Below are 15,852 nucleotides of genomic sequence, written 5' to 3'. Positions count from 1 at the left end.
TGAGCGGTCGGGAGGACACGGAAAAATGCAATCGGTTGCCAGGAGCCAATCCACTGTCGGGCCAGATGCCGCCGCGCCGAAGGATGCGACGCTGATCTACCGGCAGTCGCGGTGGACGCGGCTGACGCACTGGCTCTGGGCCATTTCGCTGTTCTTCATGCTGCTTTCCGGCCTGCAGATCTTCAACGCCCGCCCCCAGCTCTATATCGGCAAGGAATCGGGATTCGCATATAACAACACCATCTTCGCCATCGGCGCCGAGAACACCGCAAACGGCCCGCGCGGCTACACCGAAATCTTCGGCAAGCGCTTCGACACGACCGGTGTGCTCGGCTGGTCGGGGCCGGCGGAGCAGGAGACGTCCCGCGCCTTCCCGTCCTGGGCGACGATCCCCTCCTATTACGACCTCGGCACCGCCCGCGTCGTCCATTTCTTCTTCGCCTGGATACTGACCACAACCCTGGTCGTGTGGCTGGTCGCCAGCCTGGTCAACGGTCATCTGCGCCGCGATCTTGTCCCGCGCATCGATGATCTCAGGCGCTTGCCGCGAGACATCGTCGATCATGCCAAATTAAAGTTCCATCACAGCCGCGAGTACAACACGCTGCAGAAGATGGCTTATGGCAGCGTGATGTTCGTGCTGCTGCCGCTGATGATCATCACCGGTCTTGCCATGTCGCCGAGCATGAATGCGGTGCTGCCGTTCCTCAACGATCTGCTAGGCGGCCGGCAGACGGCACGGACAATCCACTTCATCGTGATGCTGCTGCTCGTCGCCTTCTTCATCGTCCATATGCTGATGATCTTCGCCGCCGGCCCGATCAACGAGCTGCGTTCCATCATCACCGGCTGGTACCGAACCGATCCGCCGGCGCATGGCAGCAAGACGCCGCAGAGGGGTGCGTGAGATGCTGAAGTTTGTGATCAGCCGCAGAAAATTCCTGACCTCGGCTAGCCTCGGCGTCTCCGGTATCATGCTGTCGGGTTGCGATGCCTTCGACAGCCAGCTTCGCGTCGGCGACGGCCTGCGCAGCTTCCTTGAAGGCGCCAACGGCCTGACCTGGCGCGCGCAGCGCCTGCTCGCCGGCGATTCGCTGGCACCGGAATTCACCGAGGCCGACATTCGCCAGCCACAGCGGCCGAACGGCGTCACCGCACCGGACGACGATGTCTACAAGGGCCTGCTCGCCAACAATTTCGCCGACTGGCGTCTCGAGGTCTCCGGCCTCGTCGAAAAGCCGCTGTCGCTGAGCCGTGAGCAATTGATGAACATGCCAAGCCGCACCCAGATCACCCGCCATGACTGCGTCGAAGGCTGGAGTTGCATCGCCAAATGGACCGGCACGCCGCTGTCGCTGGTGCTTGAACAGGCGGTGGTCAAGCCGCAGGCGCGCTACGTCGTGTTCCATTGCCTCGACACGATCGACCGCAGCCTATCCGGCGACATCAAATATTACGGCTCGATCGACCTGATCGATGCCCGTCACCCGCAGACGATCCTTGCCTATGGCCTGAACGGCAAGCCGCTGCCGGTCGAGAACGGCGCGCCGCTGCGTGTCCGAGTCGAGCGCCAGATCGGCTACAAAATGCCAAAGTATCTCCGCAGGATCGAGCTGGTCGACAGTTTCGCCGCTATCGGCGGCGGCAGGGGCGGCTACTGGGAGGACAATGGCTACGACTGGTACGGCGGCATTTGACGCCATAGCTCCGCCATTTCCGATCAGCGTTTGGTGCTTTGCTCAAGCGACCTTGTCGATCAGCGGCTTGAGCACCGGATGGATTTCCGGCGAGGCGTGCTTGATCAGTGTCAGCAGCGCGCGCTCGTTCTCATGCAGCGGCCGGCCGCTGCCGATGCGCTCGGCCAGCCACTTCGCCTCGCCCGCGTCGATCGTTTCGGCGCGGCGGGCCAGCGCCTCGGCTGCCTTGTTCTTCGATTCCCATTCGGATTCGATATCGCCCGGCGCGCAGTAGGCTTCCATGATGCCGGCGAGACCGCCCGATACCATGCGGCCGAAGAAGCCGCCGATCTCCGGATCGGCCTGATCCAGGAAAGAATCCCGGCGCAGCGCCACGTCGCGTATCGGCGCTTCATAGCCGGCCGAGCACATGACGAAATTGGCGATCGCCTTGACGAACAGATCATTCCACGATGGATCGTTGTTGGCTGCCGCGGTCCGCTCGTTGATCTTGAACAGCATCTCGGCCTCGGCGCGAGTGATCGCAATGTTGCCGTCGCCGCCATGGGCGTAGAGGATGCGGCGCAGAAGCTCGACCTCGGCTTTGGCGATCAGGCCGGGAACCAGCTTGCCGCCGTGCATCAGCGGCCCCTTGCCGTCGTTGACGGCATGGGCCACTTGCTCCAGCGCATAGGCGCAAAGCCCGCTCGGCGAGGATTTCGCCTTTTCCAGCACATGCACGAGCAGTTCGAGTTCGGTCAGGCTGTCGACCATGCCGTCACGCGAAATCGCTCGGACCAGCCAGTCGGCATTGTCCTGCGAGATATAGCCCGCCGGCTTTTCCTGATGAACGATGAAGTCGGTGACGGCTTCGATGAAAAAATCCGGCCATTCCGCGCATTTGTCCCCTTCTATCGCGTCGAGCGCAAACAGCGCCTCGGCCTCGCTGCGCGTCACCACCCCGTCGCCGAACACCTCGCGGCGCAGCATGACCACGTCTTCCGCTGTGATCCGATTTTTCGCGGCCAGCTCGGCCACCGGAGCGCTCTTCAATTCGCCCATCTCGTTTCCCATCCATACGTCGCTTGGACCCAACATATCGGCAGTTCCTTGAGAAACCGGCAACCCGCGTGGTTAGCGAAGACTTGTCGGCAAGCTGTCGCTGGCAGGTGACAACGTGTCGCCGACAGGCTATGGATGACGAGTCGAGGGCTCAAATTGAGTCCTACCTGTTTGCGGGAGAGAGCAGCGAGAGCTGCCGCCGAAGGGGAAATCGCCCGAAATCTCTCAGGCAAAAAGAACCGTAGACGGGAAAGACACTCTGGAAAGTCGGGGTTTTTTCGCCCCGCGCCGAAGGTGTAAGCGTTGCCGACAGAGTTACGGGGCGCGAGTCTCTCAGGCTTCAGACAGAGGGGCACGGACTGGTCGCCATTCGCGGCCGATTGCGTGCGACTCTGGAGACGACATGACGGGCGACGACACCAAACACCTTCCCCTCGAAGACCTGCACGTGGCCGCCAGTGCGCGCTTTGGCGCGTTCGCCGGCTGGTCGATGCCGCTGACCTATCCGGCCGGCGTGATGAAGGAGCACCTTCATACCCGCGAGCATGCCGGCCTGTTCGACATCTCACACATGAAGCTGTTCGAGATCCGTGGCCCGGGCGCCGAGGCACTGCTCAATCGTGCCTGCCCGCTCGACGCCGGCGCGCTTGAGATTTCCCAGTCCAAATACACGTTCCTTCTCAATGAAGCCGCCGGCGTTATCGACGATCTGATCGTCACCAGGCTCGGCCGAGAGCGCTTCATGGTCGTCGCCAATGCCGGCAATGCTGAAGCCGACGAAAAACACCTTCGTCAGCTTGCCGAGGACTTTGATGCCAAGGGGGAGTTTGACGCCAAGATTGAAGCACTGGACCGCGTCTTCCTGGCGATCCAGGGTCCCGAAGCCTGGGCCGCCCTGTCGCGCGCCGGCATCGAAACCGGGTCGCTGCTGTTCATGCACGGCTTCGAGCCCCGCGAAAACTGGTTCATGAGCCGCTCGGGCTATACCGGCGAGGACGGTTTCGAGATCGGCCTGCCGGAAGTGGATGCGCGAAATCTCGTCGCCAAACTGCTTGAGGACGAGCGCGTGATGTGGGTTGGGCTGGCCGCCCGCGACAGCCTGCGGCTCGAAGCAGGGCTGTGCCTGCACGGGCTGGACATCACGCCTGAGATCGACCCGGCCAGCGCCGGGCTGATGTGGGCGATCCCGAAGGAGGTTCGCGCCTCTGGCGCTTTCATCGGCGCCGACGCATTGCGTGCAATCCTGGAGCGAGGCCCGGCGCAGAAACGCGTCGGCCTGAAGCCGGAAGGCCGCCAGCCGGTGCGCCCCGGTGCTGCCCTTTTCGATGCCGACGGCAATGCCGCCGGCCACGTCACCTCCGGCGGCTTCGGCCCCTCGGCCGGCCATCCGGTCGCCATGGGCTACGTCCTGACAACGCTAGCCAAACCTGGCGCAAAACTCTTCGCCGACGTTCGCGGGAGCAAAATCCCGGTCGACATCAATCCCCTGCCCTTCACGCCGCATCGCTACCGCAAAGGATGAACTTCATGGCAAAGACCTATTTCACCGAAGATCACGAATGGCTCCGCGTCGAAGGCGGTATCGCCACCATCGGCATCACCGACTACGCGCAGGAACAGCTCGGCGATCTCGTCTTCGTCGAATTGCCGGAGCCTGGGAAAAAGCTGGCCAAGGGCGATACCGCAGTCGTGGTCGAGTCCGTCAAGGCGGCATCGGACGTCTATGCACCGGTCGACGGCGAGATCACCGAGGCCAACACCTCGCTCTCGTCTGATCCGTCCCTGGTCAATTCGGCGGCGACCAGCGACGGCTGGCTGTGGAAGATGAAGCTGGCCGATGAAAGCCAACTCGAAGGTCTCCTGGATGAGGCCGCCTACAAAGCCCATATTGGTTGAGAGAGCAGGACCAGGAAGATGACCGCAGCACCCTACCCCTTCTCGGCCCGCCATATTGGCCCTGGCCTCAATGATCTCAGAGCCATGCTGGCGACGATCGGCGTTCCTTCGGTCGAGACGCTGATCAGCCAGGCGGTGCCGAAATCGATCCGGCTCGACCGGCCGCTGGCCTTGCCGGCCCCGGCGAGCGAAGCCGAGGCGCTGGCCGAGCTTTCAGCTACAATGGCGAAAAATACAGTTTTGAAAAGCTTCATCGGCGCCGGCTACCACGGCGTCCAAGTGCCGCCGGTCATCCAGCGCAACCTGTTCGAGAACCCGGCCTGGTATACGGCTTACACGCCCTACCAGGCAGAGATCAGCCAGGGCCGGCTCGAAATGCTGTTCAATTTCCAGACCTTGGTCACTGAACTGACCGGGCTGCCGGTCGCGTCGGCCTCGTTGCTCGACGAGGCGACGGCGGTGGCCGAGGCGGTCGGCATCGCGTTACGCCACCACCGCGACAAGCGGACCAAGGTGGCGCTGGCCGGCACGCCGCATCCGCAGACGCTCGATGTCGTGCGCACTCGCGCCGAGCCGCTCGGCATCGAGGTCGACGGCGACGCGATCGACGACAACACAGCCGCCCTGCTGGTCTCCTGGCCCGATACGTTTGGCATCTATGGCGACCACAGGGCGACAATCGAGCAGGCCCGCACCACCGGCGCGCTGGTCGTCTTCATTGCCGATCCGCTCGCCCTGACGCTGACCGACGCGCCGGCCGCGCTTGGCGCCGACATCGCCGTCGGCCCGATGCAGCGCTTCGGCGTGCCGATGGGCTTTGGCGGGCCGCATGCCGCTTATTGCGCCGTTTCCGACAGGCTGACGCGGCTGATGCCCGGCCGCCTTGTCGGCCAGTCGACCGACAGCAACGGCCGGCCCGGCTATCGCCTCGCCTTGCAGACGCGTGAACAGCATATCCGCCGCGACAAGGCGACCTCCAACATCTGCACCGCGCAGGCGTTGCTCGCCAACATGGCGACAGCCTATGCGATCTGGCACGGCCCTGCCGGACTGCAGGCGATTGCCGGCCGAATCCATGCATTGGCCAACCGGCTGGCCGACGGTCTCAAGGCAGCAGGACTCTCGGTGCTTGGCGCAAGCCGCTTCGACACGGTGACGGTGGAAGTGAAAGGCAGAGCCGAAGCGATTGGCGCCGCTGCCGAAAAGACCGGCCGATTGCTGCGCGTCATCGACGCCGACCACATCGGCATCAGCTTCGACGAGACCTCGACCGAGGCCGACCTGGAGGCGATCGCGGCGCTGTTCGGCGCCAAGGCGGGCGCAGCCGTCGGCAGCACCATGCCCGGAAAGCCGCGCGGCAAGGCGTTTCTCACGCAGCCTGTGTTCCGCGAAAACCACTCGGAAACCGAGATGATGCGCTTCCTGCGCCGGCTGGCCGACAAGGACCTGGCGCTCGACCGCGCCATGATCCCGCTCGGCTCCTGCACGATGAAGCTCAACGCCGCCGCCGAAATGATGCCGGTAAGCTGGCCAAGCGTCGCCAATTTGCATCCCTTCGCTCCGGCCAGCCATTCGCCCGGCTACCGCGCCATGGTCGACGAACTGGGAGGCTGGCTGGCGGAGATCACCGGCTTCGACGCAGTGACCCTGCAGCCCAATGCCGGCAGCCAGGGTGAGTATGCCGGGCTGCTCGCCATTCGCAGCTATCACCGCTCACGCGGCGAAGCTCACCGCACGGTCTGCCTGATCCCGTCATCGGCGCATGGCACCAATCCGGCGAGTGCGGCGATGGCCGGCATGAACGTCGTCGTCGTGCGCTGCACCGAGGATGGCAATATCGATATGGACGATATGAGTGCCAAAGCCAATGAGCATTCCAAGAATCTCGCCGCGCTTATGTTCACCTATCCCTCGACGCATGGCGTATACGAAGAAGGCGCGCGCCACCTCTGCGCCCTCATTCACGAGCATGGCGGCCAGGTCTATTTCGACGGCGCCAACCTCAACGCGCTGGTCGGGCTCGCCCGCCCGGGCGACATCGGCGCCGATGTCTGCCACATGAACCTGCACAAGACGTTCTGCATCCCGCATGGCGGCGGCGGTCCCGGCGTCGGCCCGATCGGCGTCAAGGCGCATCTAAAGCCGTATCTGCCCGGCCACGTCAGCGAAGGCTCGGGCCATGCCGTGTCAGCTGCACCGTTCGGCAGCGCTTCGATCCTGCCGATCACCTGGATGTATATCCGCATGATGGGTGCTTCCGGCCTCAAGCAGGCCACCGAGACGGCGATCGTTTCCGCCAACTATGTGGCGACGCGGCTCGCACCGCACTTCCCGCTGCTCTACAAGGGCAGGCACGATCGCATCGCCCATGAGTGCATCCTCGACACCCGGGTGCTCAAGGAGAACTCCGGCATCAGCGTCGACGATATCGCCAAGCGGCTGATCGATTATGGTTTCCATGCGCCGACCATGTCGTTTCCGGTCGCCGGCACCTTGATGGTCGAGCCGACCGAGTCCGAACCCAAGAGCGAGCTCGATCGCTTCTGCGAGGCGATGATCGCGATATCGGGCGAGGCAGCCAAGGTGGCGAAAGGCGAATGGCCCCTGGCCGACAATCCGCTGGTCAATGCGCCGCATACCGCTGCCGAGGCGCTGGCCGGCCAGTGGACCCATCCCTATTCGCGCCTGGAGGCGGCCTACCCGTCCGGCGATGCCGACACATCAGCCAAATACTGGCCACCGGTGTCGCGCATCGACAATGTCGCCGGCGACCGCAACCTCGTCTGCTCCTGCCCGCCGCTGTCGGAGTATCTGGGGGCGGCGGAGTAGACCACGATCCCGAAAAGTGGAATCCGGTTTTCGGATCATGGTCTAACAAGATAGAAGCCTCAATCAGGCAGAACGCAAGGCCGGCGCGTCGGCCTTGCTCGCCTTGTTCTGGGCGACGACGCGATTTCGCCCGGCGCGCTTTGCCGCATAGAGTGCGGCGTCGGCTTCGGCCAGCACATTGTCGAGACTGGTGCCATCCGTCGCGCCAAAGCCGATGCCGCCACTGACTGTGCTGCGCAACGGACCAAGCTGGGTGGCGACGACTTCCGTGCCGAAGGCGACGCTGATCTTGCTCGCAATGTCGTAAGCCTTCTCTTCAGTCATCCGCGACATGACGAGGACGAATTCCTCGCCACCCAGCCGGAAGGCGTCGACTCCGGTCCTGGCATATTTCCTGATGACAGCTGCGAAGCGGCGCAGAACCTGATCGCCGACCGGATGACCGAATACATCGTTCGTCTTCTTGAAATGATCGAGGTCGAACATTGCGACGGACATGAACGGGCCGAAAACCCGCTCACCGTAGAATGCCGTCAACGCCCGCCGGTTCATCAGCCCGGTCAATGGGTCGGTCATGGTCTCAGTCTTCAGTTCGATCTGCGCCTGCAAATGATGCAGGGAGAGCGTCAATGCGCCGAGCCCCGTCATGCAGGCGACCGCCACGGCGGAATTCAACCGTTCGGCCCAGTTGTCGGGCGCAACGCCGAGCACCCATTGGCCCTTGACCAGCAGGACCGTGCCGCAAAGTCCGAAGGACAGCGCACAGACGCCGCTCAAGAACGAAACGACCAGAAATATCCGGCGATCGTGGCCACCTTTGATCCAGAACATCACCCCGATAAGCGAGAGCAGCGCCGTTACCGTCGCGTAGGTGACGATGAAGCCGACGCCATCAAGGCCCAGCGAGGTCGCGCCTGCGCAAACCGCCATCGCAGCCACGGTCGGCAAGATGGCGCGCCTGTAGTCGCGGACGCCGAGATACTGCATGGCCGACAGGCAGAGGGTCAGGAAGCCCAGGCTGAGAAGCGCAAGCACGATCTGGCAAAGCCAGGGGCTGGGATGCCTGGCATAATGCCAGAACAAGACCACATGCGCGACGAGCACGAGAATGCCGCACGCCACCGTCAGCACAAAGCGTGCCTGTGGCGCGGTGAACCAGATCGCAAACATGGTGATGCTGAGGCACGTGCCCGACAGCGCTGCCGCAAGCAGGAGCGAACTGTAATCCAACATGCGTAAGCGACAGCCTCTTCACAGGTTCTGCCGCATCCTAGGTCAGCAGCAATCCGCGAATACCCTTTTTCGGCCAACCTTCCGGCGTAACCTTCGGACAAGGTTTACAAAGCGTCGATTCCCTCAACCCATTTCCGCCGCTTGGTTGTCGAATGGTTTTGCAGTAAGAGGCTCTATCCTCGAACGTAACGGGAACCTCCGTCGCCTGCCCGCAAAAACCGTGGCAGTATCGGGTGGTGATTCGCAGCATCGCAATCCAGGACCAGCATGAACGACAGCAACGATCTTTTCGGCAATCTGGACAAGCAACCGCAACCGGCGCGCGCCACCGCGCGCCCGGCCGACCCGCTGGTGCAGGCGGCGAAGCGCCCGGCATCCCGCGACGGCAGCGAGAGCTACAGTGCCGCCGACATCGAGGTTCTGGAAGGGCTGGAACCGGTGCGGCGGCGGCCCGGCATGTATATCGGCGGCACCGACGACAAGGCGATGCACCATTTGTTCGCCGAGGTCATCGACAATTCGATGGACGAAGCGGTCGCCGGCCACGCGACTTTCATCGATGTCGAGCTTTCGGCCGACGGATATCTGGCGGTGACCGACAATGGCCGCGGCATTCCGGTCGATCCGCATCCGAAATTCAAGAAGCCGGCGCTCGAAGTCATCATGACGACGCTGCATTCGGGCGGCAAGTTCGACAGCAAGGTCTACGAAACCTCGGGCGGCCTGCACGGCGTCGGCGTCTCCGTCGTCAACGCGCTGTCGGACCATTTGGAGGTCGAGGTCGCGCGCGGCCGCCAGCTCTATCGCCAGCGTTTTTCGCGCGGCGTTCCGGTGACCGGCCTGGAGCAGCTCGGCGAGGTGCATAACCGGCGCGGCACCAAAATACGCTTCCATCCCGACGAGCAGATCTTCGGCAAGGGCGCGGCATTCGAGCCGGCGCGGCTCTATCGCATGACGCGCTCGAAGGCCTATCTATTTGGCGGAGTCGAGATCCGCTGGACCTGCGACCCCTCGCTGATCAAGGAGAAGGACACGACGCCGGCCAAGGCCGAGTTCCATTTTCCCGGTGGCCTCAAGGATTATCTGAAAGCCTCGCTCGGCGACGAATTCCAGGTCACCCGCGAAATCTTTGCCGGCAAAAGCGACAGGCAAGGCGGCCACGGCTCGCTCGAATGGGCGGTGACCTGGTTCGGCGGCGACGGGTTCCTCAACTCCTACTGCAACACCATTCCGACCGGCGAAGGCGGCACCCATGAGGCCGGCTTCCGCAACGTCTTGACGCGCGGCCTGCGCGCCTATGCCGAGCTGGTCGGCAACAAGCGTGCTTCGATCGTCACCTCGGAAGACGTCATGATCTCGGCGGCGGGCATGCTGTCGGTGTTCATCCGCGAGCCGGAATTCGTCGGCCAGACCAAGGACCGGCTGGCGACGATCGAGGCGATCAGGATCGTCGAGGCCGCGATCCGCGACCCCTTCGATCACTGGCTGGCCGACAACCCGCAGGAAGCTTCGAAGCTGCTCGAATGGGTGATCGCACGTGCTGACGAGCGGGTGCGCCGCCGCCAGGAAAAGGAAGTCTCGCGCAAGAGCGCGGTGCGCAAGCTGCGGCTGCCCGGCAAGCTCGCCGACTGCACGCAGAATGCCGCGGCCGGCGCCGAGCTCTTCATCGTCGAAGGCGATTCGGCCGGCGGCTCGGCAAAACAGGCACGCGACCGCGCCAGCCAGGCAGTGCTGCCGCTGCGCGGCAAGATCCTCAACGTCGCCAGCGCCGGCAACGACAAGCTGGCTGGCAACCAACAGATTTCCGACCTGATCCAGGCGCTTGGCTGTGGCACGCGGTCAAAATACCGCGATCAGGATCTGCGCTACGATCGGGTCATCATAATGACCGACGCCGACGTCGACGGCGCCCACATCGCTTCGCTGCTGATCACCTTCTTCTATCAGGAGATGCCAAGCTTGGTCCGCGACGGCCATCTCTACCTGGCGGTGCCGCCGCTCTACTCGATCCGCCAAGGCGGCAAGGTCGCCTATGCCCGCGACGACGCGCATAAGGACGAACTTCTGCGCACCGAGTTCACCGGGCGCGGCAAGGTCGAAATCGGCCGCTTCAAGGGGTTGGGCGAAATGATGGCCGCCCAGCTCAAGGAAACCACCATGGACCCGAGAAAGCGCACGCTGCTCAGGGTCGATGTGATCGACGCCGAGGCGGCGACCAAGGATGCGGTTGACGCGCTGATGGGCACCAAGCCGGAAGCCCGCTTCCGCTTCATCCAGGAACGCGCGGAGTTTGCCGAGACGGAAGTGCTGGATATCTGAATTTCTTCTGCGCGGCGAACCGCAACGGCGGGTAGTGTCTCAGTTTGAAATTTCAAAGGCGATAGTCGCACTCCCAGCGCCCTAGTCTGGTGAGTTGCGCGCCGATGGCCTGCCAAGTTTCCCCCTCGGTCGCAGCACAACGATCCCTGAGAAACTTTTCGAGCTCGACGTAGTCGAAACGCGGCATGAAAATCACACTTTCCGCCGCAAATACCTTGCCGCCCTGAGATCGAAGGAACCAATTGGGAGAGCAGACAGTCGCTGTAAATGCGTCGGCTCTGTTATCTCCTTCTGGACCGGCATAGAAATCAATAGTGACGGAGAAGTCAGTCGGATCGCGCGGGTTCCACGTATCGAGGGCAAAAGCTCCGGCATCGGTGTCTAGAATTCGGTGGCCCTTGTACTGTGCTCTCATTAAGGCGTGCGTCCCAGATGCACCGATCGCCAACCGAAGGCACTGGCGATAGTCCGGTGATCATGCATCCAGTTGGCGCCCGTCCCGCGCGACGTCGTACGCGATCGTATTCCGCGAACCCCAGCTTGCCGCCAATTCACTCGACGTGGTGGAGAGGATTGTCGCAGGAATTCCGACTTCATGCTGAATCGTCCAACCGACGAGCGGGTCGAGCAGTTCCGGCTTGGCGTCGTCGGGCAAAGCAACGAGAATATCCCAGTCGCTGTCAGGTCGATTGTCGCCCCGCGCTCGGCTGCCGAACAGCCATATAGAATCGGGACTCAAGCGAACCCTGATCGCATCGATCAACGGCTTGATCTCTGCCGGAACCTTAAGGCGTTTCGAAGCAAAATCGCGCATGGCCCTACATAATCGCAGTTTTTTGCGCCTACAAACGCAACGCAATCGCGGCTAGGCAGCCGCGATCGCCAGCGCGTGGCCGCGCGCGTTTTCGCGCAGCGCATCGAGGTGGATCGATTTGACCAATCCGGCGAGATCGCCTTCGGCGGACTGCCCGCCCAATTCCTTCAGCATCAGCCAGCTGACTTCCTGGACGCCGGCGAGGCGCTTGCCATTGGCGACCTCGCGCCAGATCTTCAGCGCGCGCAGGATGATGGCGTGCGTGGCCGCGGCCAGGCCAGCGCTGCGGAGCAGCGCCTGCAGCGCCACGTCGTGCCCGCCGGCCAGCAGCGCCCTCACCCGTTGTTCGGATTGCTGGCTGAGCGCGACCAGCACTGAGCCGAAGAAATCGACCTTGCCGTGCGCAATGGTGCGAATGATGAAGCTTGCGGTCAGGTCGCCGCGCAGGCGCAGATGCTCGATGAGCGCCGCATGTTCTTCCTGGCGCGTGCCTTCGATCAGCGTCATGGAAGCCTTGACGCAGGCGTCGCGCATGACGCGCTCGGTTCTGGCACGGCCCATCAGCGCTAGCACCAGCGGCGAACCCTTGAGCGTTTCACCAAGTTTTATCAGCAGCATATGCCGGCAGTCGGCGGGCAGGCGCGCATCTGATATCAGCGCTTCGCGCACCGAAGGCAGATGGCCATGGCGTTCGGCGATACGGCGGAAGCTGAGCGAGGCGATGTCGGCGCCGCTGTTGGCGAGAAGCGTGGCGCAGGCTTCCGGCTCGCCGATTTCGGCGATCGCGGCGGCGACCGCCATGGAGACGCGCGCACGATCGGCGATCAATTTCTGGATCGCCTTCTGGCCGCCGGCAACCCGGTCGATCAGATCGGCATCGGTAAGCAGCGGCGAACGTGCCAGCACCAGGCTGGCCACTTCCGGCTGATCGGACGCCAGCGCGCTGATGATCTGCAGCGGCGCGTGATGGCTCATCGACAGCGCCTCTGCAATCGCCAGCCGCACTTTCGACGAGGCATCGTCGAGCAGCAGCGTCAGCGCCGCCTCCGCTGCGCAGCGATCCTCGAAAGGCAGCTCGGCATTGATGTAGGCGCGAGCCAATGCGCTTGCTGCCGCGGCGCGCTCAGAGACCCTTGCCGTGTTGATCCATTTCAGGAAATGCGAAACAACCATGCCGTCCGCTGCGCCCCTAGCCCGAGTCCATTCCCGCCCCAGTGAAGACCGTATGCAGAAATGGTTTACGAACGGTTCACCATGTTTGTTAACTGGCCCCTGTTTGTTAACTGGCTTGCGAGCGCGGTAGGCAGCGCCTAGCGACGTGCGCGCTTTCGGAAAGTACGCTAACACTTTGAATCTTCGCATCGTGCTTTCCAAAAATCGATTCCGATTTTCGGGGCGATGCGGCAGCGGAGGAGATCGACCGTGGCCGGGCTTTATCTGGAAGAGTTCGTCGTCGGCCATGTCTTCCGGCACACGCTGCGGAAAACCGTCACCGAAAGCGACAACATGCTGTTTTCGGTGATGACGCTGAACCCGCAGCCGCTGCACATCGATTTCGACTTCGCCGCCAAAAGCGAATGGGGCAAGCCGCTGGTCAATTCGCTGTTCACGCTGGGCCTGATGATCGGTATTTCGGTGAACGACATCACCGTCGGCACCACCATCGCCAATCTCGGCATGAAGGAGACGGTGTTTCCGCATCCGGTCTTCCACGGCGACACCATCCGCGTCGAGACGACGGTGGTGTCGGTGCGCGACTCCAGGTCGAAGCCGGACCGCGGCATCGTCGAATTCGAGCACCGCGCCTACAACCAGGCCGACGTGCTCGTCGCCAAATGCACGAGACAGGCGATGATGATGAAGAAGGCCTGACCGATGCGCTCGCTGCTGTTCGTACCCGGCGATTCGGAAAAGAAGCTGGAAAAGGCGATTGGCGCCGGCGCCGACGTGGTCATCGTCGATCTCGAGGATTCGGTCGCGCCACAAAACAAAACCTTGGCCCGCGATATCGCCGCACGCTTCATCACCGGACACAGGCATCAGACCAGATCCGCGATCTATGTCCGCATCAACGATCTCTCGACCGACCTGACCGACAAGGATTTGGCGGCACTCGTGCCAGTGAAACCCGACGGCATCATGCTGCCGAAGTCGAACAGCGGACAGGATGTCCAGCAGCTCTCGGCCAAGCTCAGGGTGCACGAGGCCGAAAGCGGGCTGCCGGACGGTGCGATAAAAATCCTGCCGATCATCACCGAAACAGCTGCCGGCGTACTGGCGGCTGCGACCTACGCCAAGGCAAGTGCGCGGCTTGTCGGCGTAACCTGGGGTGCGGAAGATCTCTCGGCAGCAATCGGTGCGCCCACCGCGCGCGACGAGAATGGCCGCTACACCGATGTGTTCCGCTTCGCCCGCACCATGACCATCCTCGCCGCCGGTGCCGCGGAAGTCGCGGCGATCGACACGGTTTTTCCCGCTTTCCGTGACATGGCCGGCTTCGCGGCGGAATGCGCCGAGGCAGAGCGCGACGGCTTCACCGGCAAGATGGCGATCCATCCGGCGCAAGTGCCGGTCATCAACGCTGCCTTCACGCCGTCGGCCGAGGCGGTGAAACACTCCCTGGCGATCGTCCAGGCCTTCGAGGCGGCTGGAAATCCCGGCGTCGTCGGCATCGGCGGCAAGATGTACGACCGGCCGCATCTCAAGCTGGCCGAGCGGCTTCTGGCACGCGCCAGAGCGGCAGGGATTCCGGCCTAATATTTTCCCCAGCCCTAACCTTTTCCCCAGCGAGGCCGGCGCATCGAGAAGATCTCGCTGACGCTGGCATAATCCATATAGCCGAGACGGCCGACATTGCCCGCCTTGGCGATATCGAAGATGCCGTCTTTCAGGAAAGCATCGTCGATATGCACACCAACGACCTCGCCGGCGACGACGATGGCGCTGGTCGGTGTCCCGTCCAGCGCCTTTGGCCGCAGGATTTCCGTCACCCGGCATTCAAGCGCCGCGGGCGCTGCCGCTACGCGGGGCGGCGCAACCAGCCGCGACGGCGCCATGGCGAGATCGGCATAGTCGAATTCGGTGACGCCGCGCGGTGCGGACCATTTTTTCAGCGAGATCGCGGCTGACGAGATTGGCGACGAACTCGCCCGTTTCTTCGGCGAAGGTGGCGCTGTCCTTCTCGCCTTCGGACGAAAACCAGACGATGAAGGGCCGCGTCGAAAAAGCATTGAAGAACGAATAGGGGGCGAGGTTGACCTCGCCGGCCTTGTTCACCGTCGAGATCCAGCCGATCGGCCGTGGCGCCACGATCGCCTTGGACGGGTCATGCGGCAGCCCATGCCCCTTTGCCGGCTCGTAGAACATTCAGCCCACCCATGGCCCTGCATAATCGGCATAGAGTTTTGCCGGATCAGGCCGCGGCCGCTCCGGCGCCGGCCCTTGATAGGTGCCGATATGGATGAAGCCGACGACCCGCTCATGCGGCGCCAGCCCCAGGATGGCCCTGCCCTCCGGCACGTCGGAATACCAGTTGCTGATCATGTTGGTGCCATAGCCCAGCGCATTGGCTGATAGCATCAGGTTCATCGCCGCCATGCCGCCGGACAGGAACATCTCCCATTGCGGGATTTTTGGGTTTTCCTTCGGGCTCGACACCACGCCGATCACCAGCGGCGCGCGCGAAAAACGCGCCAGTTCCTGGTTGTGGCGGCCCTCCGGCAGCGGCCCTTCGCGTTGTGCGGCAAGTGCCGCCAGCTTCTTGCCGATCTCGACGCGCGCCTCGCCCCGGTAGAGGATGAAGCGCCAGGGCTCGAGCCGGCCGTGGTCCGGCACCCGCGAGGCGGCGGCAATCATCGTCGCGATGTCAGTGTCACTGGGCGCCGGTTCCTTCAACTCCGGGATCGGCGCGGAGTTTCGGGTCAGCAGAAAGTCGATGATCGGCGACGCCATGAGCGCAAGTCTCCTTGGAATTTGAGCTGAAGCGCACCATCGGGCATCGGGCGGCTCGGGCATTGGCGCGGC

The 15,852-nt window shown here is 63.2% G+C and carries 14 protein-coding genes, 1 pseudogene and 1 riboswitch; of the genes and pseudogenes, 8 read left to right on the top strand and 7 right to left on the bottom strand.

Annotated elements, in window-relative coordinates:
- Window positions 1-25: 25 nt before the first annotated feature.
- Together BQ8794_RS32985 and BQ8794_RS32980 are read left to right on the top strand one after the other, a co-directional pair.
- On the top strand, window positions 26-907 hold the full coding sequence (locus tag BQ8794_RS32985) for a cytochrome b/b6 domain-containing protein (protein ID WP_077383936.1): 882 nt from the start codon (window positions 26-28) through the stop codon (window positions 905-907).
- A 1-nt stretch (window position 908) separates the two neighbouring features.
- Window positions 909-1,697 (top strand): molybdopterin-binding protein, encoded by a 789-nt coding sequence (locus tag BQ8794_RS32980; RefSeq protein WP_077383934.1) that lies wholly within the window; start codon window positions 909-911, stop codon window positions 1,695-1,697.
- A 42-nt stretch (window positions 1,698-1,739) separates the two neighbouring features.
- On the opposite strand, the gene BQ8794_RS32975 is transcribed toward BQ8794_RS32980, so the two are convergent.
- On the bottom strand, window positions 1,740-2,738 hold the full coding sequence (locus BQ8794_RS32975) for a hypothetical protein (RefSeq protein ID WP_077384132.1): 999 nt from the start codon (window positions 2,736-2,738) through the stop codon (window positions 1,740-1,742).
- Window positions 2,739-2,902: 164 nt separating this feature from the next.
- Window positions 2,903-2,990, top strand: a riboswitch (glycine riboswitch).
- 151 nt (window positions 2,991-3,141) lie between these two features.
- Between BQ8794_RS32975 and gcvT the strand changes: the two genes are divergently transcribed.
- The 3 genes from gcvT to gcvP are packed head-to-tail and all read left to right on the top strand — an operon-like array spanning window position 3,142 to window position 7,463.
- A complete protein-coding gene (gcvT, locus tag BQ8794_RS32970) occupies window positions 3,142-4,260 on the top strand; it encodes a glycine cleavage system aminomethyltransferase GcvT (RefSeq protein WP_077383932.1) in 1,119 nt (372 codons plus the stop codon).
- A 5-nt stretch (window positions 4,261-4,265) separates the two neighbouring features.
- On the top strand, window positions 4,266-4,634 hold the full coding sequence (gcvH, locus tag BQ8794_RS32965) for a glycine cleavage system protein GcvH (RefSeq protein ID WP_077384131.1): 369 nt from the start codon (window positions 4,266-4,268) through the stop codon (window positions 4,632-4,634).
- A gap of 18 nt (window positions 4,635-4,652) precedes the next feature.
- Window positions 4,653-7,463, top strand: coding sequence for an aminomethyl-transferring glycine dehydrogenase (gene gcvP / locus BQ8794_RS32960; RefSeq protein WP_077383930.1), 2,811 nt, complete (start codon window positions 4,653-4,655; stop codon window positions 7,461-7,463).
- Between the two features lie 63 nt (window positions 7,464-7,526).
- On the opposite strand, the gene BQ8794_RS32955 is transcribed toward gcvP, so the two are convergent.
- Window positions 7,527-8,696, bottom strand: coding sequence for a GGDEF domain-containing protein (locus tag BQ8794_RS32955; RefSeq protein ID WP_077383928.1), 1,170 nt, complete (start codon window positions 8,694-8,696; stop codon window positions 7,527-7,529).
- 267 nt (window positions 8,697-8,963) lie between these two features.
- On the opposite strand from BQ8794_RS32955, the gene parE reads away from it, so the two are divergent.
- Window positions 8,964-11,015, top strand: a complete 2,052-nt coding sequence (parE, locus tag BQ8794_RS32950; RefSeq protein WP_077383926.1) for a DNA topoisomerase IV subunit B — start codon at window positions 8,964-8,966, stop codon at window positions 11,013-11,015.
- Between the two features lie 52 nt (window positions 11,016-11,067).
- Here the strand turns inward: parE and BQ8794_RS32945 are convergent, their stop codons facing one another.
- Genes BQ8794_RS32945 through BQ8794_RS32935 form a run of 3 tightly spaced genes read right to left on the bottom strand, consistent with a single transcriptional unit; the run spans window position 11,068 to window position 13,002 of the window.
- Window positions 11,068-11,430: an Imm8 family immunity protein gene (locus BQ8794_RS32945; protein WP_077383925.1), complete on the bottom strand. Its 363-nt coding sequence runs from the start codon at window positions 11,428-11,430 to the stop codon at window positions 11,068-11,070.
- Between the two features lie 60 nt (window positions 11,431-11,490).
- Window positions 11,491-11,829, bottom strand: coding sequence for a nucleotidyltransferase domain-containing protein (locus BQ8794_RS32940; protein ID WP_077383923.1), 339 nt, complete (start codon window positions 11,827-11,829; stop codon window positions 11,491-11,493).
- Between the two features lie 51 nt (window positions 11,830-11,880).
- Window positions 11,881-13,002 (bottom strand): DUF2336 domain-containing protein, encoded by a 1,122-nt coding sequence (locus BQ8794_RS32935; protein WP_077383921.1) that lies wholly within the window; start codon window positions 13,000-13,002, stop codon window positions 11,881-11,883.
- A gap of 225 nt (window positions 13,003-13,227) precedes the next feature.
- Between BQ8794_RS32935 and BQ8794_RS32930 the strand changes: the two genes are divergently transcribed.
- Together BQ8794_RS32930 and BQ8794_RS32925 are read left to right on the top strand one after the other, a co-directional pair.
- Window positions 13,228-13,701, top strand: coding sequence for a MaoC family dehydratase (locus BQ8794_RS32930; RefSeq protein ID WP_483189066.1), 474 nt, complete (start codon window positions 13,228-13,230; stop codon window positions 13,699-13,701).
- Between the two features lie 3 nt (window positions 13,702-13,704).
- Complete coding sequence (locus tag BQ8794_RS32925; RefSeq protein WP_077383917.1) at window positions 13,705-14,586, top strand: HpcH/HpaI aldolase/citrate lyase family protein; 882 nt, start codon at window positions 13,705-13,707, stop codon at window positions 14,584-14,586.
- Window positions 14,587-14,600: 14 nt separating this feature from the next.
- Here BQ8794_RS32925 and BQ8794_RS32920 read toward each other — a convergent pair.
- Both BQ8794_RS32920 and BQ8794_RS32915 read right to left on the bottom strand, forming a co-directional pair.
- Window positions 14,601-15,195: pseudogene (locus tag BQ8794_RS32920) on the bottom strand (flavin reductase family protein).
- Window positions 15,196-15,780, bottom strand: coding sequence for a nitroreductase family protein (locus BQ8794_RS32915; RefSeq protein WP_077383915.1), 585 nt, complete (start codon window positions 15,778-15,780; stop codon window positions 15,196-15,198).
- Between the last annotated feature and the right edge of the window lie 72 nt (window positions 15,781-15,852).

The organism is Mesorhizobium prunaredense (assembly GCF_900156895.1).
Lineage (GTDB): Bacteria > Pseudomonadota > Alphaproteobacteria > Rhizobiales > Rhizobiaceae > Mesorhizobium > Mesorhizobium prunaredense.
This window is presented reverse-complemented; position numbering and strand designations above follow the sequence as displayed.